The sequence below is a fragment of the Grimontia indica genome (assembly GCF_000333895.2).
Taxonomy (GTDB): domain Bacteria; phylum Pseudomonadota; class Gammaproteobacteria; order Enterobacterales; family Vibrionaceae; genus Enterovibrio; species Enterovibrio indicus.
The window spans coordinates 1-22,435 of the sequence record NZ_ANFM02000017.1 but is presented as its reverse complement, the minus strand read 5'-3'; the positions used below and the strand labels follow the sequence as shown (position 1 = coordinate 22,435).

The window sequence follows — 22,435 nt, the reverse complement described above, 5'->3', positions numbered from 1 at the left end:
TATGCCTTACCAGCGTAAACGGCGGAAAATGAACGCCGAAATCAACGTGGTGCCATACATTGACGTGATGTTGGTACTCTTGATTATCTTCATGGTGACAGCGCCTTTTGTTACGCAGGGTGTAGATGTGGATCTTCCACAAACATCGAATGCTAAAACAGCGGCGGAGCTTGCAAAAGAAGAAGACAGCGGCGCGTTTATTATCGTAGAAGTTGATCAGAACGGCGGTTTGGGACTTTCCGTGAATAACGGAGACATGCAACGCGGTCTGTCACTTCAGGATCTACTTATCCGCGTGAAGGCAGAGCTAGAAATTAACCCTAAATCACCTGTGCTTGTTGGTGGTGATGGGCGCGTGCCGTATTCAGAAATCATTCTCACCTTGGACGCATTGAACCAAGCTGGGGTTTCATCAGTCGGCTTGATGACGGAACCGCTTGATTCATGAGAGATGGAATGAAGAACACTCAGAAGTCGAGTTACACGGGCGCAACTTTCGTTTCTGTATTGCTGCATGCTGCATTATTCGGTGGCTTACTTTGGGGGGCGGACTTTACGAAAGTCTCGCACCAACCTGTAGGGCAAAGCATTGAAGCTGTCGTCATAGACCCAAGTGTGGTGAACGAGCAGGCGAGAAAAATTCGCCAGCAGCGGGATGAAGCCAAGCGTCAGGAAGACGATCGTCTCCGTCGTTTGGAACAGCAAGCTGATTTGCTTGAGCAGCAGCGTGAGCAGGAAGAAAAACGCCTGCGTGAGTTGAGAGCAGAAAAACTGGCTGCTGAAAAAGAGGCCCGTGAAGCGGAAGTCGAGCGCAAGCGTATTGCTGATGCCAAGAAAAAAGCCGCTGAAGAACAGCGCAAAGCCGAAGAAGCTACACGTATTGCTCAGGAAAAAGCGGCTGCAGCCGAAGCTGAGCGTGTTCGTCGCGTAGAGGAGCAACGCAAAGCGGAAGAAGCGGCGAAGAAAGCAGAAGCAGACCGCCAACGCGCCATTGAAGAACAGCGTAAAGCTGAGGAAGAACGTCAACGTAAACTGGCTGAAAAGCAGCGTGCTGAAGAAGAAGCACGCAAAGCGGAAGAAGAACGCCAGCGTAAGTTAGCCGAGAAGAAAAAAGCCGAAGAGGAAGCCCGCAAAGCCGAAGCTGCGCGTAAAGAAGCTGAGCGCAAAGCAGCAGAAGCGAAGCGTAAGCAGGCAGAGCAGGAGGCTGCCCTCAACGAGCTTTTTAGCGGTCTCGAGTCGGAATCCGCCACGCGCGATACGGCTCGAGGGCGTTTTGTGAATGATGAGGTTGCGCGCTATGGCTCCATCTATACACAAATGATTAAGCAAAATTTGCTGGTAGATGACAATCTCCGCGGGCAGGAATGTATCGTTAAAATGCGCATTTCTGGCACTGGTTTGTTATTGGACGTGTCTGAGGTGGGTGGTAACCGTTCACTCTGCCGTGCGACCAAAACTGCAGTTCTAAAAGTGTCATCTTTCCCAATGCCAGATGATAAAGATATCGCAGCTGAGCTCCAGAATATCGAGCTGACTGTGAAACCAGAGTAAGAGGGATCCTTCATGTTGAAACGAGTACTCTTCGGAGCAGTAGTGATGATGCTAGCCGTGATTCAACCTGCACATGCAGAGTTGAAGCTGGTCATCACCGAAGGGGTAAACTCCGCGCGCCCAATTGCCATTGTTCCTTTCAAATGGGAAGGTGAGGGCAAGCTTCCTACGGATGTTTCAGCGGTCGTTGCTTCGGATTTACAGCGAAGCGGCAAGTTTAGCCCAGTGCCTACTGATAAAATGCCACAAACGCCATACAACGATGAGCAGGTTGACTTTAATGACTGGACTGCAATGGGTGTGGATGCGTTGGTTACAGGTACCATCAGCCCAACGGCGGATGGCAAATACCTCATCAATTATCAACTGATTGATATCGTTCGCGGCCAGTTAACCGGCGGTCAAAGCAAAGGGCTGTCTACAACTGGCGAATTGGTGCTGACTAAAGACCACCTGTTGTTGAACAATCGCAAAGTGGTTGGTGACAAACAGCTTCGCCAGTATGCGCACCGCATTTCCGATTTGGTTTACGAGAAACTAACCGGCGAAAAAGGGGCATTCCTGACGCGCATTGCGTACGTGGTTATCGACGACAAAGCGGAACATCCTTACCAACTTCGTATTGCGGACTACGATGGCTACAACGAATTGTTGGTACTTCGTTCCAAGCAACCACTGATGTCGCCAGCATGGTCGCCTGACGGCAAGCAGTTGGCTTACGTGAGTTTCGAGAATGGTCAGGCGCAGATTTTCCTGATGAATATCTACACCGGTGAACGTGAAATGATTTCGTCATTCCCACGTCACAACGGTTCGCCACGCTTCTCTCCGGACGGCAGCAAACTGGCGATGGTACTGTCGAAAACTGGCAGCCTTCAGGTTTACGTGTTGGATTTGAAGACCCGCAAGATGGACCAGATCACTAAAGGCCGTGCGAATAACACCGAACCATTCTGGGATCCAGACGGGCAGTCTTTGATCTTTACCTCAGACCGGGGTGGTAAACCACAGATTTATCGAGTAAATTTAGCCGATGGTTCTACCAATAGGATTACTTGGCAAGGTAGCCAGAACCTCGGCGGTCAACTTACCCCGGATGGTAGATACCTGGTGATGGTTCACCGCTCGGACTCAGGCTACAACATTGCAAAACAAGATTTGCAAACGGGTGCTGTTGAGATTCTAACGAAAACTATGTTGGATGAATCTCCAAGCCTTGCGCCAAACGGCAGTATGGTCATTTACAGCTCAGTTTACGGGCGTAATAACGTGCTTTCTTTGGTGTCCATTGATGGACGCTTCAAAGCGAGACTACCAGCTACCAATGGCCGGGTGAGAGCCCCAGCATGGTCCCCGTTCCAATAAATATTTGCGCTTATTTGATATAAGGAAAACAAGATGCAAGTTAATAAAGTACTTAAGGGTTTGGCTGTAGCGCTGCCTATGTTTACTCTGGCGGCATGTAGCTCAAGCGACAGCTCTACCGACAGCACTGGCACCGAAACTAACAACGGTTCACAAACTACTGTTGTGACTCCAGTAGATGGCGGTCAAGGCGGCCTGACTGAGCAAGAGATCCGTAACAACGAATTGCGTCAGTCTCAAACCGTTTACTTCAGCTTCGACGACTACTCTGTTCTTCCACAGTTTGAAGATATGCTGGATGCACACGCAGAATTCCTGCGCGCTAACGCAGACATCAAAGTGGTTGTAGAAGGTCACGCAGATGAGCGTGGTACTCCTGAGTACAACATCGCGCTGGGCGAGCGTCGTGCAAATGCAGTGGCTAAGTACCTGCAAGCACTGGGCGTACCAGCATCTCAAATCTCTATCGTAAGCTACGGTGAAGAAAAGCCACTGGTTCTTGGCCAGGGTGAAGAAGCTTACGCGAAGAACCGTCGTGCGGTTCTGGTTTACTAATTAAAGGTAAATCTTATGAACAGTAACACTTTGCGTGCTCTATCGCTGGCGTTACTGGTGAGTGCGGCAGCCCCTGTGGCTGCCGCACCTGCTCCGGTGACTGAGTTGGGCGGTAGTGGTAGCTCTGTTGAGCGCTTGGAGCGAATGCTGGAAGCTCGAAACCAGATGCAAATCGATATGCAGCGCCAACTTGACCAGATGGCGAGCGAACTCGATGAGTTGCGTGGCACGGTCGAAAGAAACAATTACGAATTAAATCAGATGCTGGAACGTCAGCGCGATCTCTACCGCGAGATTGATTCGCTGAGAAATGCGAAACCGGCACCTGCTGTTGAAGCTAAGCCTCAAGAAAATGCTTCAACGGAAAAATACTCTGCGAATCAGTCTGAGAATGCGGAATATGATGCGGCAGTCAATCTCATCCTGAAAGAGAAAAACTACGCAGGCGCGACAGAAGCGTTCAACGCATTCTTGGCGAAATACCCTGAGTCAATTTACAAGCCAAACGCACACTACTGGCTGGGACAGTTGTACTTCTCCAAAAGCCAGTTAGACGATGCGAAGAAAAACTTTACTGCCGTTAGCCAATTTGCCAAATCAAGCAAACGTGCCGATGCACTGTTGAAGTTGGGCATGATTGCTGACCGCCAGAAAGATGCGGCAACAGCTAAAGCCCTCTTTGAGAAAGTTGTGAAGGAATATCCCGGCACAACCACGGCAAAACAAGCTGAGAAGCAGTTGAGCCAATAAGTTCTAAAAGTGTCACTCAAGAAAGCCAGCATGATTGCTGGCTTTCTTATATCTAAAATGACGTATTTCGGCGTAAACGATCTGTCATAAAAGATGAAAACTCGATACCAAGCTGGGTATAATGTCCGGATTGGAAGCCAAATCTGAGTAAGTTGATGAGCCAGATTATTAATACTGCAGAGACAGTATATCCTTTCCCTCCGAAGCCGGAGGCCTTGTCCGAGCAACAGAAAACTGACTACATCGCGAGCATCAAGCAACTGCTTAAGGAAAAAGATGCAGTGATGATTGCTCACTACTATACCGACCCTGAAATCCAGGCGCTGGCCGAAGAAACCGGTGGTTTCGTTGGTGACTCTCTGGAAATGGCGAAGTTTGGTAACAAACATCCAGCTAAGACCCTTCTGGTTGCTGGCGTTCGCTTTATGGGCGAAAGCGCCAAAATCCTTACTCCGGAAAAAACGGTTCTGATGCCAACGCTTGAAGCAGAGTGTTCATTGGATTTGGGCTGCCCAGAAGATCGCTTCACCGAATTCTGCGATGCTCACCCTGACCATACGGTTGTGGTTTACGCCAATACTTCTGCAGCTGTTAAAGCCCGTGCGGATTGGGTAGTCACTTCGTCTATCGCGCTGGAAATCGTTGAGCATCTCGACGCTGAAGATAAGAAAATTATCTGGGGTCCTGACCGCCATTTAGGCTCATACATCGCGAATAAGACCGGTGCAGAGATGCTGCTTTGGCAAGGCGAATGTGTGGTGCATGACGAATTCTCAGCGAAAGCATTGAGAGACATGAAAGCGGTCTACCCAGACGCTGCGATTCTTGTTCACCCAGAATCCCCAGCCAGTGTTGTAGAGCTTGCAGACGCTGTCGGCTCAACCAGCCAGCTGATCAAAGCCGCAAAAGAGTTGCCAAATAAGCAACTGGTGGTCGCGACTGACAAAGGCATCTTTTTCAAGATGCAGCAGATGGTGCCGGAGAAAGAGCTGATTGAAGCGCCAACCGCTGGTGCCGGTGCAACATGCCGAAGCTGTGCACATTGTCCTTGGATGGCAATGAACGGCTTGAAGGCCATCGAACTGGCATTGCGTGAAGGTGGTGAAGAGCATGAAATCTTCGTTGATGAAGCAATCCGAGTGAAATCTCTTATCCCTCTGAACCGTATGCTGGATTTTGCTGCTTCTCTGCAGTTGCAGGTTAAAGGCAACGCGTAAGGTCAAAGAAAGTTATTCAAAAGGCGGGCATGATGTTCGCCTTTTTTGTTTTTGCACATTGAGGAATAAACATGGCACAAGCAATGTTAACCATAGGGCTTCCAATCGCACTGGCTTGGATGATGTTCTGTGTCGGCATTACCTTGTCATTGGCTGATTTCAAACGCGTGGTGGAGTTCCCGGGAAAAATTGCAGCTGGGCTAACGGCGCAGCTTGTTGGTTTGCCGCTCATTGCTTACATCCTTATTCATGTTTTTGCATTGCCAGAAGTAGTTGCTGTGGGCCTTTGGATTCTGGCACTGGCTCCGGGCGGGGCTTCCTCCAACGCGATAAGTCATTTGGCAGGCGGAGACTCTGCGCTCTCTATCACCATGACAGCAGTCAGCAGCCTGATTATTCCTTTCAGCTTACCTCTGATGCTGCCTTTGGTGCTTTCAGATGTATCTGCAGTGATTCCAGTAAAAACGGCCATTCTTCAGCTTGTCGCTGTCACTTTGTTGCCAGTGACTATTGGTATGTTGCTCAATCACTTCTTGAAAGGTAAGGGGTTTGCACGTTTTTCTGTTTTGGCAGGTAAGTCAGCCTTGTGGGCGCTGTTCTTTACTGTGGCAGTGACGCTTGCTGCTAACACGGCCGTGTTCTCTCAACTGTTCTCCGTTGCATCCGTGATGGTGCTGTTACTGTGTTTGTTGGGAATGGGCTTGGGTGTTGCCGTGTCAAAGCTGTTTTCAGGCGATCGAAAGCTCACAAGAACTTTTGCCATTGAGGTTGGTATTCAAAACGCAGGTACGGCGATTTTCGTAGCCGTCGTCCAACTTCAACAGCCTGAACTGGCATTGACGCCTCTGCTTTACGGGGTATTGATGAATATTCCAGCTGTGATATTGATTGTGCTGAATAAACGCAGGCAAGACTCTGTCACGGCCTAAAAAAAGAGCTGCCATCGGCAGCTCTTTTTGCTTTGTGTTTTCAAATTACAGCGTCGGCATAGAGAAAGAAGTACTTTCACGCACACTGGCTGATGGCCAACGCTGGGTGATGGTTTTACGTCGGGTATAAAACTTCACTGAGTCTGGGCCATACGCGTGCAGGTCGCCAAAGAGTGATTGTTTCCAGCCGCCAAAGCTGTGATAAGCCACAGGAACGGGCAGGGGAATGTTGATCCCGACCATGCCCACCTTGATATGATCAGAGAAGTAACGCGCCGCTTCACCGTCACGGGTAAAGATGCAGGTGCCGTTGCCATATCTATGATCGTTGATGAGTGTCATGGCTTCTTCCATGGAATTCACGCGAACGACCTGTAGCACAGGGCCAAAGATCTCCTCCTGATAGCTGACCATGTCTGGTCGAACATTGTCGATAAGTGTTGCACCCACATAGAAGCCATTTTCATAGCCTTCAACATGAGGGTTTCGTCCATCAACCACGAGTCTCGCGCCATCTTCTGCAGCAGAAGCGATGTAAGCTTCGACTTTCTCTTTGTGCTCTTGAGTGATCACGGGACCAAAATCGTTGCCGTTGTCATAGAAAGGTCCAACGCGCAGTGATGAAAGCTTCTCTGCGAGACTGCCGACTAATCTGTCCGCCGCGTCATCACCGACAGCTACTGCCACAGACAGCGCCATACAGCGCTCTCCGCTAGAACCGAAGGCGGCACCAAGTAACTGGTTCACCGCGTTTTCCATATCGCAATCTGGCATGACAATCGCGTGATTTTTCGCGCCGCCGAGAGCTTGACAACGTTTGCCGAATTGACTCGCCTTTTCGTAGATGTACTGCGCAATCGGTGTGCTGCCAACAAAGCTAACGGCTTCAATGCCTTTGCTTTCCAGCAGTCTGTCTACCACGGTTTTATCGCCTTGAATGACCTGCATGACACCGTCCGGCAATCCTGCTTCTTTTAGCAATTCAGCGATATATAATGCTGCGCTGGGGTCGCGTTCAGACGGTTTGAGGATAAAGCAGTTACCGCAAACCAAAGCCATAGGGAACATCCACAGCGGCACCATGGCGGGGAAGTTGAAGGGTGTAATACCTGCAACGACACCGAGTGGCTGATGTTCAGACCAAGAGTCGATACCTGAGCCGACGTTTTTGCTGAACTCACCTTTCAACAGTTCTGTTGCGGAGCAAGCATATTCGACATTTTCGATACCACGTTGAAGCTCGCCCATTGCGTCATGCTGAATTTTCCCGTGCTCTTCACCAATCAATCGACAAATGGTTTCCTTGTTGTCTTCGAGTAACTGCTTGTATCGAAACATAATGCGCGCGCGTTTAATGGCTGGTGTGTTGCGCCATTCAGGGAACGCAGCGTTTGCGATGTCGACTGCCTCATCTACCAGCTCAACGGGCGCTAACAATACATCCTTTGCGTGCTCGCCCGTTGCTGGGTTGTACACTGCTTGCTTTCTGGAACAAGTTTCTCTGATCTCTCCATTGATCAAATGCCCGATATCCGTCATTTATCTTTCTCCTATTTCCAGAGTCTGGTGTAGAGTGTTTTCATCTCGTCTTCAGTGGGCACTCTTGGGTTATTCCCTGGAGAACCGGACCCAAAAGCCTGCTGAATCATGGTGTCGAGCACGGCGTCAAAATCATCTTTTACAACACCAAACTCTTCCAAAGAGGGGACTTTCAGTTCTTCATTGAGTGCCAGCAACTCTTGTTGCAGGCGGCTATTGGCTTCCTCAACACTGGCAGACTCATCAACCAATCCCATTGCTTTCGAGCATTGTGCGTAACGTTCAGGGCAAGCTGGAATGGAAAAGGCGGTAATACTTGGTAGCAACATGGCATTGGACAATCCATGTGGTACATGGAAAAACGCACCGATAGGTCGACTCATACCGTGAACCAAGGCAACTGAGGCATTGGAGAAGGCAATGCCTGCGAGCGTGGAGCCCATCATCATTTTCTGACGGGCTTCTATATTTTGGCCATCGTGATAGACCTTGCGTAGGTTTGGTGCGATAAGGCGCATCGCTTCCAACGCATTGTAATCACTGAATGGATTTCCTTTCTTGCTCACGTAAGCTTCGATGGCATGAGTAAGTGCGTCGATCCCCGTGTCTGCGGTGATGCGGGGAGGCAGGGACATGGTTAACTTGTAGTCCACCAAAGCAGCGACAGGAAGAAAGCCGAGGCCAATACACAGCATCTTTTCATCGGTCTCGGAGTCCGTGATGATGGTGAACTTGGTGACTTCCGAACCAGTACCCGCTGTGGTTGGAATTGCTACGACCGGAATACCGGTTTCATTGACGATGCGAGGTGCTTTGTAATCACGCATGATGCCGCCATGGCTGGCAAGCATACTAATCGCCTTGGCGCTGTCGATGGCGCTGCCGCCTCCAAGTGCGACAATGCAGTCAGTTTGACTATCGCGTGTTACTGAGACCGCTTCTTCAATCGATTGTGAGGTTGGCTCTGGAATAGTGTCAGCGTATATCTGACTTTGAATTCCAGCTTCCGATAGCAGTTCGGTCACCATGGCGGCATAACCCATTTGAACCATGGTTTTGTCAGTCAGGATCAGTACGCGTGAAGCGTTAAATCCTTTCACGATATCCGGCAGACGTTTGGTTGCGTCTTCACCGAATTCCATCATCCGTGGCATAGCAACTGAAGTGCTCATTTTATGGCTCCTACTGTATTGGTATCTGGTTTTCCGGGGAGCGGCTCTCTGCGTAGTGAACGATAGAGGCCAACGGTGGTGGCTATCACTACTATGGAATATGGGAGAGCTGCGATAATTGAAGCGGTTTGCAAGGCTCCTAAGCCGCCGGCCAGCAATAACACGGCGGCGACTAGTCCGATCGATATGCCCCAAAAGATGCGGTAGCGTGATGGTGGATGCTCATCACCCATTGAAATCAAGGTACAAATCACAAGCGTTGCTGAGTCTGCAGAAGTCACGAAGTAAGTCACGAGCATGACGGTACAAATCGCGGCTCCAATGGTAGTCAGAATGGTACCGACATCCATCAACTCAATGGTCTTAAACAGTGCTAAGGTCAGGTCTTCATTAACGGCTTCAACAACGCCACCACTGCCAAACAACTCTATGTACATGGCGGTATTGCCGAAGATAGTAATCCAGAAAGTAGCAAGCAATGTTGGTGCTAACAGGACCCCAAGAGTGAACTCCCGAATGGTGCGTCCACGAGAAATACGTGCGATAAAAATGCCGCAGAAGGGTGCCCAGGCGATCCACCAACCCCAGTAGAAAATGGTCCAAGCGCTTTGCCAGGTATTTTCAGGGTTTGGGTCTACCCATAGGCCAAGCTTGACCACGTTAAGCATGTAGTCACCAAGGTTTGTGAAGAATGAACCGATCACATAAGCAGTAGGGCCGAGAACGATGAAGAAGGCGAGCATGACTACGGTGAGTTGCATGTTAAGTTCGCTGAGGATGCGAATGCCTTTGTTAACGCCCGTAAGCACTGAAATGGTGGCCAGAGCAGAGATAGCGATGATAAGAACAATTTGAACTGACGTACTGATTTCAACGCCGAGTAGGTAGTTGAGCCCGGCATTCATTTGCTGCGCGCCCAATCCAAGAGAAGTGGCTATACCAAACACGGTACCAAATACCGCCAGCAGGTCAGCAGCGTGTCCTAAAGGGCCGTAAATCCGATCGCCAAGAAGAGGGTAAAGCCCTGAGCGGATGGAAAGTGGGAGTCCTTTACGATAGGAGAAGTACGCCAACGATAGTCCGCAAATGGCGAATAAGCCCCATCCATGCAAACCCCAGTGAAAAATGGCAATACGCATAGCAACTTGGCCAGCGAGGATAGACTGTGCTTGGCCTTCATTCACAAACGGGTTGCTTTGAAAGTGGTACATCGGCTCCGCGATACTCCAGAACAGAATACCAATACCGATCCCTGCGCCGAACAGCATGGAGAACCATGAGAAAAACCCAAACTCTGGTTCTTCATCATCTTTGCCTAGCTTAATGCCGCCGTAGCGACTGACAATGAGGTAAAACGCAATGAAAAGGAAGACACTCATCAGGCCAACGTAGTACCAAGAGAAATTGGTCGCGATGTAATCTTTGCAGTATTTGTAGAGGGCGCTGGCTTGCTCTGGTACCAAGACAGTATATAAAACAAATAATATGACGAGAACGGAAGAGCCAACAGCCATAAGCGGATTAACACCCGCAAAAATGCCGCCTCCCTCTTTCGAATTAACCTCTGAACTCATTGCGATGCTCCTTGTTAAACATTATTAAATTAATAAGATTCTGAGTTTTTTCTTAATTCACTTTCTCGACGTTTTATATTTGCTCATTTGCGACTTATATATGTCGCATTTAGGTAAGTAAGGCATGTTTTACCCGAGGTAGTAACCTTTCATAATTCTATGCTTTTCATCAATTAATAAATTTATAGTCATTGGTATAAAAATAATTATGCATTAAAGCTGTGTGTCACTATTTTTACATTCTGACCATTTCTTTCTGTGTTGATTAGGTGTAAATAGTGAGTTTATAAAAATGAAAAGTCGGCACTTTTTGATGTCGGTAAGGTGGATTTTTCTCAAAAAAACCTGTTGGTTTTAACGTGATGCAAGGAACACAATACATGAAGAAACGGCTACCTCCGCTGAACTGGCTTAGGTCGTTTGAAGCTGCGGCAAGGCATCTTAGCTTTACCCATGCCTCACAGGAATTACACATAACGCAGGCCGCTATGAGTCAGCAGATCAAAGCACTGGAAAGCCAGCTCGGTACTATGCTTTTCGTCAGGTTGCCGAGAGGTTTAGAGTTGACCGAAGCAGGCGCGGCGTACTTACCTGTGCTTCATGAATCTATTGAGAAAATGAATGAGGTGACTGACGAGCTGTTTGGTAAGGGAAGAAATAAGCTACTGAATGTTAGAGTTAATCTTGTCTTTTTTGTTAACTGGCTTGCTCCGCGTTTGCCCGATTTTTATGAGCGGTACCCGGATATCAACCTCAAGATCACCAGCAATATTTGGGTGAATAGCCAACAGAAGGCGCCTGATTGTGATCTCGAGATCATCTACGGCAACGGCCGATGGCAGCAGTATGAAGCTCGCCGGCTTACATGGGATCTGCTCCAACCGGTTTGCAGCCCAAACTACGCTTCCCGTTTCCAAGGAAAGCCCGTCCCTGAAGATATCGTCAATGAAAATCTGATACACGTTATCGGTTACGAAGACGGCTGGAATAGATGGTTTCAGTCGATTGGTATGCCATACACCGATTTTAACCTTGGCAGTCAGTTTGATACTTTAATCAATGCCTTTGAAGTGGCGGCTAACGGCGGTGGTATAGTTTTGGGGAGGAGTAGCTTACTTCAAGGGTATTTCGAAAGTGAAAAGCTTATCTCCTTATTTGAGCATGAAGTCTTAACAACAGAAGCTTTCTATTTAGTTAATCATAAATCCCGTTTCTTACATCCTCATTCCGAAGCGTTTATTGACTGGGTAATGGAAGAGGTTAATAACGATGAAATAAATAGCATACATCGCCCGCTTTATAACTAGTTACCCCTGGGTGCATTAAAAATTTTATGATGAGACCAAATTTAAATTAATGGTCGATAAAGTTTAAAGTTATTAACATCCGGCAATGAATTCACCTTTCGGTGGTTCTCATTCAATGATTATGTCTCTTTAGCAAGGAGCGAGATAAATGAGAAATGCATTGCCGTTTTCAGGTCTAAATGTTGTCGATTTTGGTCAGTATGTTTCTGGCCCAGCCGTCGCCATGATCCTTGCCGACTTGGGGGCCAATGTGGTTCATGTTGACCCGCCTAACGGACCACTTTGGAAACATTCGGCCAACGCTGTTCTTAATCGGAATAAAACCAATATTCGGCTGGACCTAAAATCTGGCTTGGATCTCGATAGGGCTCTGTCCTTGTGTTCACAGGCTGACGTAATCATCGAAAACTTCCGTCCTGGCACGATGAAGAAGCTGGGTATCGATTTAGACACCCTGCGTGAAACAACCCCCAGCTTGATTACGCTTTCTCTGCCTGGCTTTGCATCAAATGACCAACTACGCAAACAATGGAAAGCAACAGAAGCTGTGATTGCTGCTTCTTCCGGTGCCTTTACCGATATGGGTTACAACCGGGTATTAATGGGGTGCGACCCTAGCTTTTCCCCACTCACGCTGGGTTCTGCTTACGCTACCATGTTGGCGGCAAGTGGTGTTTCTCTGGCGTTGTTTGAAAGAGAAAAAAGTGGCCAAGGAGATCATATTGAAGTGCCAGTGGCTGCTGCGCTGATGGAAGGCCTCTCTTACAACTCCATCAATATTGAGGGTATGCCAGAGCGCTACCACACCATGCGGGAAAAAGAGATTACCCGTCGCCGCGAAGCAGGGCTCCCCATGGATGTCACCTATGATGAGCTTCAGGAATACCTCGACCCCTTTTATCGTACCTACAAGTGCAAAGATGGCCGCTATTTCTATGTCGTCTGTCCGTCACACCGTAACCACGCGCGTCGCTGCCTTGAACTTGCTGGAATATATGATGAGCTGGTTGCCGAAGGTCTACCAGACGTGGAAAACCTCTATCTTCCTCATTCTCAATGGGAAGCTGAAACGTCCATTGGTGTTTACCCTTTACCTGCGAACTGGGCTGCCAAAATATCTGAGAAAATGAAGCGTGTCTTCATCACCAAAACATCTGAAGAATGGGGCAAGCTCTTTGGTGAAGGAGGTATTCCTGGCGCGCCGCACCGCTCGACGCAAGAGTGGGTCAATGCGCCTTATTCGTTGGAGAGCGGGCTGATAGTAGAAGTGAATGATCCTGAATATGGCGTGATGAAACAGCCAGGCCCTTTGGTGTGGTTTGAAGAATTGGGTGAAGAACTATGCGACATAGCGCCACGGAAATTTGCTGAATATCACGATGCGGAAAGGCTTTTTAGCCAAACAGGACTGCCTAGGAACTTCGAACCTTTACCCAATGTCGAGCCCGACCGCCAATGGCTCAAGGGCGTTCGTGTTCTCGACCTGACAAACGTTATTGCAGGGCCACATTCCACGGCGTTTTTGTCGCGTTTTGGTGCAGAAGTTATCAAGCTGGATCCGACCAAGCCAATGTATGATCCGCTGATTGGTGTGTTCTTCAGTTATCTCTCCAATATCGGGAAGAAGAGCTTGCTGCTCGATATGCTGACTGACGAAGGCAAACCCATTTTCGAAGCTTTGGTGAAGACCTGCGATATTGTCGTTATCAATGCGCCTTCACGCCAGGTTGAACCTCTCGGTTTGAACGAAGAGCGCTTAAAAGCGATTAACCCAGATGTAATTTTCTGCCGCTTGGATTGTCTTGGAGGGCCTAAGCGGGGAGAGAAAACGGATTACATTGGCTATGACGATATCATTCAAGCGAACAGTGGCATCATGACCCGCTTTGGCGGCGCGGAAACACCGGAAGAACATGCTCACCTTGGAACGCTGGATGTAAATTGTGGCTTCGCTGCTGGGCTTGCGATGTCGGTCGCTTTGTATGTGCGGGCGAAAACTAGGCAAGTGCTGCGCCCCAGAACGTCACTGTCATCGACGACCAATCTGGCACAGATTAAATACAGCCATGATTACGAAGGTGCGCCGCCGCGGGATGAGCCATCTGGTCGTGAAGCATTGGGTTATGATGCCTTGTCGCACTTCTATCAAACTCATGATGGCTGGCTGTACCTTGATGCGACGGAAGCCGATATCAATAAACTCGAAATGCTTGAAGAGCTCCGAGGTATTTCTACGTGCGACGAGGCAGGGCGTAAGGCCATGCTTGCGAATCAATTTAAACGTAAGCCCAACGATGTTTGGTTGAATAAACTGTCCCAGTTAGATGTTGCGGCAGCGCAAACACGTAGCATTGAATGGCTTAGAAAGCGTTATAGCCGCCCACAAGATGGACAGGTTGGTTTTGATTCTGGCAGCTATGCGTTTTCGACCCATGACGAACATCCGAGCGGCTATGTCACGACTATGGTTGATCACTATTCGATTCGTCCAAAAGAAGCAAAGATTATTGCAGCTCCGCAAACTGAACGTTTCGGGCGCTCTAGCCGGAGAGTGTTAGACGAGCTAGGATTTGGTGAGTCAGATATCCAGAGTTTGATAGACAAAGGTATTGTGAGTGATGGCTGGTCAGAAGAATTCCTGCCAAGCTAACTCATGGGTAAAGGTTACAGAGACTAAAAAGCCGTCATAAGACGGCTTTTATCATTTTACTGGGTTTAGCGAAGCTGCCAAACGCGGTAGGTTTTACCTTTGATTTTCCCGCTGGAGAGTTTCTTCAAGGCTTTCTTCGCCACGCTACGCTCAACGGCAACATAAGAACGGTAATCGGTGACTTTGATTTTGCCGACTTGTTTACCTTCAATACCATCCTCACCGGTCAATGCGCCAAGAATATCACCAGGGCGAACCTTGCTTTTCTTACCACCATCAATGTGCAGCGTCACCATGGCAGGAGTGCGCGGCACATTGGTCAATACGCCGGAATCTGGCAGTGCTGAAGATTTGATGTCACGCTCAAGATGATCTTCCAGCAATGCAACACGATAACCATCTTCATCACCGAAGAAGGTATATGCAGCACCTTCGCTGCCTGCACGGCCAGTGCGGCCAATGCGGTGAATGTGCACTTCGGTATCAAATGCCATGTGGTAGTTAATCACCGCATCTAAGGCTTCGATGTCCAAACCACGCGCAGCAACGTCTGTTGCCACCATGATGTTGGTACTCTTGTTAGCAAACTTCAAAAGCATTTGGTCGCGGTCGCGTTGCTCTAAGTCGCCATGCAGCGCTACCACAGAGAAGCCTTCGTTATCCAGTACTGCAGCCACGTCTTTCACGTCGCGCTTGGTGTTACAGAACACTACCGCACTTTCTGGCTGATGCTTCAGCAACAGAAGCTGAAGCGCTTCCATACGCTCGCGGTTGTTGGCACAGCGGTAGAAATGTTGGGTAATGCTGGTGTCGTCGTGGTTTGATTCCACTTTCACCATCACTGGGTTTGCCATGATTTGCTTGCTGATGCTTTGGATTTGCGCCGGGTAAGTTGCACTGAACAGCAGTGTCTGACGGTCAGAAGGTACCTGGTCAAAAATAGCATCGAGCGCAGGTTGGAAACCCATTTCCAGCATGCGGTCTGCTTCATCCAGAATCAGTGTATTCACTTCTTCCAGAGACAGGCGGCCTTTTTCCATGTGGTCCAGAATACGGCCAGGTGTGCCTACGATGATGTGCGCGCCATGCTCCAGTGAGCCGATTTGCGGACCCATAGGAACACCGCCACACAGCGTTAGCACTTTGATATTATGGATGCCACGTGCCAGCTTGCGGATTTCGATGGCGACCTGATCGGCCAGCTCTCTGGTAGGGCAGAGCACCAGTGATTGAACGCGAAAACGTTTGACGTTGAGTCGGTTCAGCAATCCAAGACCAAAAGCTGCTGTTTTGCCTGAGCCTGTTTTACCCTGACCGATGACATCTTTCCCATCAAGTATGGAAGGCAGGCTCTGGGCCTGAATTGGCGTCATGGTTTTGTAGCCAATGTCATTGAGTGTAGAAAGCAATTCATCTTTCAACGGAAGTGTTGAGAATACTTGATTCGTCACAGGGAGAGTCTCGTTGTCAGTGCCGTTTGAGCGGCGAGTAAATTCAGGGGCGCGACTATATCAGGAATGGTTGAAAACTGCGCGAAAACTTTGAAATAAAAAAGCGGTCGATGACCGCTTTAGACAATTCGGGGAAGAGCTGGGGAGTTATTGTGCTTCGGCCATCTGGAAAGCACGCATCGTCAGGCCACAAAGCATCACCGGCATGCCATTGAACACTTCCTCAAACTGTGCCAGTTCTGCAGCACCTTGTTCTTCCATGACTGCCAGCGCAGACTCGGGGTCAAACAGCAGGCTGATAGAAAGTAGCACGCCGCCCAGAAGTGCATTTTCTTGCGAGTCTTCAGGCATCAGCGTTTCCCAGTCATCACGGCACAGGGTCCAGCCCTGCAGCATGCCTTCACAGTATTCGCGCGTTGCTTCGTTAACGATCTCGCTTTCGCTCAGTGCACAGGCTTCCGGCCACTGCCATTCGTTAGACAATAGCGCGCCACGTTTCTCGTTCCACATCTCAACGATGATGTTGGCGTATTGCTCAAGTTGTTCATGGCTACCAAACGGCGCTTCTTCTTCACCACCCCACATGAATGCAAGCCATTCGCTTGGATCGATAAGATGTGGCGCTACTGCCATTGCAGTCACAAAGCCTTCTGTTTGCATGGCGGAAAGCAGCTTTGGCTCCAATCCGTTTTCGGTAATAAATTGCGATAGCGAGATAGACATGAAAAACTCTCTTTTCCTATTGAGCTGCTTATTCTAGCAGTGTGCGGAGATTTCTGAGAGAGAAAAGCGGTTTCGAGTTCAATACTGAACCAAAGCGCTTGAAAGATAGCCACTTGCGCGCTTTTTTCAGAAATATTATTGACGCTCTAGGCCTCTTTCCCTATAGTAGCGCCCCGTTGGGACGAGAAGTCCAACAAACAATTTGGTGAGGTGTCCGAGTGGCTGAAGGAGCACGCCTGGAAAGTGTGTATACGGCAACGTATCGAGGGTTCGAATCCCTCCCTCACCGCCATATTCGAAACCCGAGCAGAGATGCTCGGGTTTTCTCGTTTCTGACTTATGAAAATATACGAGGGAGGGTGAGAGCCCTCGACCAGGGTTCGCACAGCGGCGAAGCCGCGCAACATCGGCTTGCCGATGGCCCCGAAGGGGTGAGGAACGAAGTGACGAATAATCTCTCACTCACCGCCATATTCAAAACCCGAGCAGAGATGCTCGGGTTTTCTCGTTTTGGGGTTTAGAAAAGGTGGAGTTTGCTCGCTCGAAACGATCCAGATTCACCTTTCAATACCCCAGACAAACAAAAACCCAGCTTATGCCGGGCTTCTCGAATATCGTCCTGTAGGAGGCTAGCACTCCACTTGCTACTTATTGTGCCTTAAAGCACACCGCCCCAGTACATTGCATTCATCAGCGTGAAAGCTGTCGTTACACCCATCAGGATGAACAGTGGTGCATAGTTTGAAATTTTAGCGGCGATCTTGTTTGACACAGTAGGTACCTCGTGATGATTTGTTGCGCAAATTATGCACAATATTGTGACTTGCATCAATATTAAATGAATGGTGTTTTATATTTTATTTGCGAGGTTTAGTGGTGGGTAAGTCTGCATAAAGTTACATCGGTGTTAAGAAATGGCCATTTATTCGCAGTATGAAAAAGCCAGCGGATTAATCGCTGGCTTTTCAATGGATTATGGAAACATTAGTCGATGATAATTTTCGACTGTGTGATCATTGCATCGATGACAGCGGAACTCATTTGATCGTTGTTCAGACCCGTCGAATCGACACCATAGGCCGAGGCTAAGTCTGTAACAGAGATATTATCTAGGGTGATCGTCTGGTCAGTGTCTGCACCTGTCGAAGCAATGTTGATAACCGCTTCTTCATTAGCGTCATCAAAGACAGAAAGATAATCCCCAATGTTGGTTTCGCTTTCTCCTTGCAGAAGATCAGCAAGATCTAAACGGTCTAATGCTGTATCAAAGTCTGCGATGAGATCTTGGGCGGGTAAACTGCTAGTCCCTTGATCGCCAGACATATAAGCGAATGTGTCATTGCCTGCTCCACCAAACAGAATGTCGTCTCCTTTACCGCCGATGAGAATGTCATCACCGATGCCTCCATCCAGCGCATCATTACCAGCAGCGCCATTAAGAGTGTCATTTCCAGCAAGTCCAAGCATGATGTCATCATCCCCAAGCCCTGACAGAAGATCATCTCCATCAGTGCCGAACGCTGAAGTTTGGCTAAGATCGACCAAATCACTCAGTCCTTCAGTGGCGCTGGTGGCGTAGAAAGACGATATGTTGGTGCCTGATTCACCGATGACAATGTGGATGTCTGATGTCGTGCCATCATTGGCAGTGAATGTGATGGTGTCTTGAAGCGTTTCTCCCTCTGGGATATCTGTCAGACGTGTTGGATCCAGGGTATATGTCCAAGTGCCATTGACCAGTTGTGCCGAACCATACTGACCTTGTTCTGTCGTGTCTGGGAATATCCCCGTGGTTGCGCCGTTGGAATCTGCGAGAAGCAGTGTGCCGGAAGCTGTCGGTGCAGTTCTAGGTTCAGCAGTGTCGCTGATGGCGTCTCCTAATGTCACAGTCGCGACGTCACTCTCATTGCCTAAAGAGTTGATAGCTGTATAGGTAAATGACGTATCTGTGGTATCTACTGCAATAGTCGAAACACTGGTAACAGTAAGGTTACTGTTGGCAGATGCAGAAATATACATTCGTAATTCGTCATAACCATTAGGATCGCTCACATTGATAGTCGCATTCCCGGTTAATCCTGACGCTTCCCAAATATTTGAGAAAGTGAACTCATTAACGATCTGGCCGTCTTTCAAAGCGATGAAATCGACGGTGGCGTTTGCTGGGCGGGTATTCGAGAAATTACCATATGCACTGGCAACGGATATATCTGTGCTCGTGACATCAAGACCACCCGTAAAATTGAAGATCATGACTTCGCTGTTGGCAGAGTCAAGCTCCCTGTCTGTGCCAATACCAATACCAGTTTCACCATTCGTAAACTCCCATATAACCGGAGCATCCGTAATGGTGCTAGCCAGGTCTGGCTTGGTTCCAGTAAAGGTACCTCCAGACACCGTCATGCCGCCTGTGACAATTGTGGTTTGAGTGGAGCTCGTAATGTCAGAAGCGGCAAATGTTTTGCTGACTTTGTCTGGTTCGAAGACGAAATTGGTGTCGTCCGGTAATGTGTCTCCGACAGAAACGGCGACTGGGTTTCCATTGGTATCAAGATAATAAAGTGTGCCGTTGCTTGGTAGAGACGTGATGTTGATAGACGTTGTCAGTGAATCCGTACTATTGGCATCATCAACCAAATCAGAGGTGTAGTCCGCTAAAGAAAATGAAACGCTGCCATTGGAGGTATCTTCCTCAAAGCCAGGGGAAGCGGCATCAGGTGTAAGGTTGACGATGACACTACCTGTATTTTTGCCTTGTAGATAAGGCTCAACATCTATTACCGAGGTTTCAACAATGCCGGGTGCTGCGGGCTGTTTTTCAAAACCACCGCCTGCAGTGCTGTCGACAGAGACGGTAAAGACATCAGAATCTGACGTTTCAATATTTTGATCATCCAGGGTATCAACGGTGAAGTCGACGGAAGTGGTATTGGCAGCAATAACTACATCACGTGTGACCGGCGTGACATCGCCGTCTTCGGTGGTCTTGTGGCCGATAACGACAGTGACGGTAAAGTCCGCGGTTGGTGCTTCTGAAAGGGTGAGCGTGTAGCTTGCCGCTTCGCCTTCATTTACTGACGCATCGCCTGTTAAGGTCAGGGTTGGCGCATCCGTGGTGGTGCCGTCGTTGATGGTGGTTTCCACGGCAGCCGGGGCGGTGGGCTGTGCCTCAAAGTCACCGCCGGAGGTGGCATTCACCGAGACGGTAAACACATCATCATCGGCGGATTCATTCAGGCTATCATCAAGCGTATCGACGGTAAAGTCGATGGACGTGGTGCCTGCAGCGATCACCACATCACGGGTCACCGGTGTGACATCGCCATCTTCCGTGGTCTTATGGCCAATCACCACAGTGACCGTAAAGTCAGCCTTTGGCGCTTCCGACAGGGTGAGGGTGTAACTGGCTGCTTCGCCTTCATTCACTGAGGCATCACCCGTCAGGGTTAAGGTCGGCGCATCCGTGGTGGTGCCGTCATTGATGGTGGTTTCTACCGCAGCTGGGGCGGTGGGCTGCGCTTCGAAGTCACCGCCGGAGGTGGCATTCACCGAGACGGTAAACACATCATCATCGGCGGATTCATTCAGGCTGTCATCAAGCGTATCTACGGTGAAATCAACGGAAGTGGTCCCAGCAGCGATCACCACATCACGGGTGACAGGTGTGACATCGCCGTCTTCCGTGGTCTTGTGGCCGATAACGACAGTGACGGTAAAGTCTGCGGTTGGTGCTTCACTGAGCGTCAAGGTGTAACTGGCCGCTTCACCCTCAATGACAGAGGCATCACCGGTCAATGTCAGCGTCGGCGCATCCGTGGTGGTGCCATCATTGATGGTGGTTTCGACCGCAGCCGGAGCCGATGGCTGCGCCTCAAAGTCACCGCCAGCCGTCGCATTCACCGAGACGGTAAACACATCGTCATCCGCCGATTCATTCAGGCTGTCATCAAGCGTATCAACCGTAAAGTCGATAGACGTAGTGCCTGCCGCAATGACGACATCGCGGGTCACCGGGGTGACATCACCGTCTTCCGTGGTCTTATGTCCCACGACGATGGTCACGGTGAAGTCCGCGGTTGGCGCTTCACTGAGCGTCAAGGTGTAACTGGCTGCTTCGCCTTCATTCACTGAGGCATCGCCAGTCAGTGTCAGGGTTGGCGCATCCGTGGTGGTGCCGTCATTGATGGTGGTTTCGACGGCACCTGGCGCCGTTGGCTGCGCTTCAAAATCACCGCCAGAGGTGGCATTCACCGAGACGGTAAACACGTCATCATCGGCCGATTCATTGAGGCTGTCGTCCAGGGTATCTACGGTGAAATCGATGGAAGTGGTGTTTGCAGCGATCACGACATCGCGTGTCACTGGCTGAATGTCGCCATCTTCCGTGGTCTTGTGTCCAATCACCACGGTGACCGTAAAGTCTGCTGTCGGCGCTTCTGAAAGGGTGAGTGTGTAGCTGGCTGATTCGCCTTCGTTGACTGACGCATCGCCCGTCAGGGTTAAGGTCGGCGCATCCGTGGTGGTGCCGTCATTGATGGTGGTTTCTACCGCAGCTGGGGCGGTGGGCTGCGCCTCAAAGTCACCGCCGGAGGTGGCACTCACCGAGACAGTAAACACGTCATCATCGGCGGATTCATTCAGGCTGTCATCAAACGTATCCACGGTGAAATCGATGGAGGTGGTGTTCGCCGCGATCACCACATCACGGGTCACCGGTGTGACATCACCGTCTTCCGTGGTCTTATGGCCAATCACCACGGTGACAGTGAAATCCGCGGTTGGCGCTTCACTGAGCGTCAAAGTGTAGCTGGCCGCTTCGCCTTCATTCACTGAGGCATCACCCGTCAGTGTCAGCGTCGGCGCATCCGTGGTGGTGCCGTCATTGATGGTGGTTTCGACGGCTGCCGGCGCGGTGGGCTGCGCCTCAAAGTCACCGCCGGAGGTGGCATTCACCGAGACGGTAAAGACATCCTCATCGGCGGATTCATTCAGCCTGTCATCAAGCGTATCGACGGTGAAATCGATGGAAGTGGTGTTTGCAGCGATCACCACATCACGGGTCACCGGCGTGACATCACCATCTTCCGTGGTCTTATGACCAATGACCACGGTGACCGTGAAGTCCGCGGTTGGCGCTTCACTGAGCGTCAAGGTGTAGCTGGCTGCTTCGCCTTCGTTGACTGACGCATCGCCCGTCAGTGTCAGGGTTGGTGCATCCGTGGTGGTGCCGTCGTTGATGGTGGTTTCGACGGCAGCTGGCGCCGTTGGCTGCGCCTCAAAGTCACCGCCGGAGGTCGCATTCACCGAGACAGTAAACACGTCATCATCCGCCGACTCATTCAGGCTGTCATCAAGCGTATCGACGGTGAAATCGATGGAGGTGGTGTTCGCCGCGATCACCACATCACGGGTCACCGGGGTGACATCACCGTCTTCCGTGGTCTTATGACCCACGACGATAGTCACGGTAAAGTCAGCCGTTGGCGCTTCGCTGAGCGTCAAAGTGTAGCTGGCCGCTTCGCCTTCATTCACTGACGCATCACCCGTCAGGGTTAAGGTCGGTGCATCCGTGGTGGTGCCGTCGTTGATGGTGGTTTCTACCGCAGCCGGGGCGGTGGGCTGCGCTTCGAAGTCACCGCCGGAGGTGGCATT

The 22,435-nt window shown here is 49.9% G+C and carries 15 protein-coding genes, 1 tRNA gene and 1 other RNA gene; 11 read left to right on the top strand and 6 right to left on the bottom strand.

Translation table 11 applies throughout. From position 1 onward, the window contains the following. Position 1 precedes the first annotated feature (1 nt). The 7 genes from tolR (at position 2) to D515_RS10895 (ending at position 6,367) form a co-directional block, all read left to right on the top strand. Positions 2-448, top strand: coding sequence for a protein TolR (tolR, locus tag D515_RS10925; protein ID WP_002538441.1), 447 nt, complete (start codon positions 2-4; stop codon positions 446-448). 8 nt (positions 449-456) lie between these two features. Further along, positions 457-1,551, top strand: coding sequence for a cell envelope integrity protein TolA (gene tolA, locus D515_RS10920; RefSeq protein ID WP_039849958.1), 1,095 nt, complete (start codon positions 457-459; stop codon positions 1,549-1,551). A gap of 12 nt (positions 1,552-1,563) precedes the next feature. After that, the gene (gene tolB, locus D515_RS10915; RefSeq protein WP_039849943.1) at positions 1,564-2,916 is read left to right on the top strand and encodes a Tol-Pal system beta propeller repeat protein TolB; all 1,353 of its coding nucleotides are present in this window, start codon (positions 1,564-1,566) and stop codon (positions 2,914-2,916) included. Positions 2,917-2,949: 33 nt separating this feature from the next. Beyond that, complete coding sequence (gene pal, locus D515_RS10910; RefSeq protein WP_002538438.1) at positions 2,950-3,471, top strand: peptidoglycan-associated lipoprotein Pal; 522 nt, start codon at positions 2,950-2,952, stop codon at positions 3,469-3,471. Positions 3,472-3,486: 15 nt separating this feature from the next. Beyond that, positions 3,487-4,221 (top strand): tol-pal system protein YbgF, encoded by a 735-nt coding sequence (gene ybgF, locus D515_RS10905; protein ID WP_002538437.1) that lies wholly within the window; start codon positions 3,487-3,489, stop codon positions 4,219-4,221. Positions 4,222-4,376: 155 nt separating this feature from the next. Continuing rightward, positions 4,377-5,438 carry a quinolinate synthase NadA gene (nadA, locus tag D515_RS10900; RefSeq protein WP_039849941.1) on the top strand — a complete coding sequence of 354 codons (1,062 nt, stop codon included), beginning with the start codon at positions 4,377-4,379 and terminating at the stop codon, positions 5,436-5,438. Between the two features lie 71 nt (positions 5,439-5,509). Continuing rightward, positions 5,510-6,367, top strand: coding sequence for a bile acid:sodium symporter family protein (locus tag D515_RS10895; protein ID WP_002538435.1), 858 nt, complete (start codon positions 5,510-5,512; stop codon positions 6,365-6,367). A gap of 45 nt (positions 6,368-6,412) precedes the next feature. Here D515_RS10895 and D515_RS10890 read toward each other — a convergent pair whose 3' ends face one another. The 3 genes from D515_RS10890 to D515_RS10880 are packed head-to-tail and all read right to left on the bottom strand — an operon-like array spanning position 6,413 to position 10,652. Further along, entirely contained in the window at positions 6,413-7,906 is a 1,494-nt protein-coding gene (locus D515_RS10890; protein ID WP_002538434.1) for a CoA-acylating methylmalonate-semialdehyde dehydrogenase, read from the bottom strand. An 11-nt stretch (positions 7,907-7,917) separates the two neighbouring features. Beyond that, positions 7,918-9,078 carry an iron-containing alcohol dehydrogenase gene (locus D515_RS10885; RefSeq protein ID WP_002538433.1) on the bottom strand — a complete coding sequence of 387 codons (1,161 nt, stop codon included), beginning with the start codon at positions 9,076-9,078 and terminating at the stop codon, positions 7,918-7,920. Next, entirely contained in the window at positions 9,075-10,652 is a 1,578-nt protein-coding gene (locus D515_RS10880; protein WP_002538432.1) for a BCCT family transporter, read from the bottom strand. The genes D515_RS10885 and D515_RS10880 overlap by 4 nt, the downstream gene beginning before the upstream one ends. Positions 10,653-11,032: 380 nt before the next feature. Here D515_RS10880 and D515_RS10875 point away from each other — a divergent pair, with 380 nt between their 5' ends. Both D515_RS10875 and D515_RS10870 read left to right on the top strand, forming a co-directional pair. After that, entirely contained in the window at positions 11,033-11,959 is a 927-nt protein-coding gene (locus tag D515_RS10875; protein ID WP_002538431.1) for a LysR substrate-binding domain-containing protein, read from the top strand. A gap of 148 nt (positions 11,960-12,107) precedes the next feature. Beyond that, the gene (locus tag D515_RS10870; protein ID WP_002538430.1) at positions 12,108-14,609 is read left to right on the top strand and encodes a CoA transferase; all 2,502 of its coding nucleotides are present in this window, start codon (positions 12,108-12,110) and stop codon (positions 14,607-14,609) included. A gap of 65 nt (positions 14,610-14,674) precedes the next feature. Here the strand turns inward: D515_RS10870 and dbpA are convergent, their stop codons facing one another. Together dbpA and D515_RS10860 are read right to left on the bottom strand one after the other, a co-directional pair. Next, positions 14,675-16,060, bottom strand: a complete 1,386-nt coding sequence (gene dbpA, locus D515_RS10865; RefSeq protein ID WP_002538429.1) for an ATP-dependent RNA helicase DbpA — start codon at positions 16,058-16,060, stop codon at positions 14,675-14,677. A 147-nt stretch (positions 16,061-16,207) separates the two neighbouring features. Then, on the bottom strand, positions 16,208-16,783 hold the full coding sequence (locus D515_RS10860; RefSeq protein WP_002538428.1) for a UPF0149 family protein: 576 nt from the start codon (positions 16,781-16,783) through the stop codon (positions 16,208-16,210). A gap of 204 nt (positions 16,784-16,987) precedes the next feature. Between D515_RS10860 and D515_RS10855 the strand changes: the two genes are divergently transcribed. Together D515_RS10855 and D515_RS25275 are read left to right on the top strand one after the other, a co-directional pair. Next, a tRNA-Ser gene (locus D515_RS10855) sits at positions 16,988-17,075 on the top strand. Positions 17,076-17,122: 47 nt separating this feature from the next. Next, positions 17,123-17,254, top strand: a non-coding RNA gene (locus D515_RS25275) — RtT sRNA. A 513-nt stretch (positions 17,255-17,767) separates the two neighbouring features. On the opposite strand, the gene D515_RS10845 is transcribed toward D515_RS25275, so the two are convergent. Then, positions 17,768-22,435 (bottom strand): beta strand repeat-containing protein (locus tag D515_RS10845; RefSeq protein ID WP_039849939.1); only part of this gene is annotated, 4,668 nt, incomplete at its 5' end.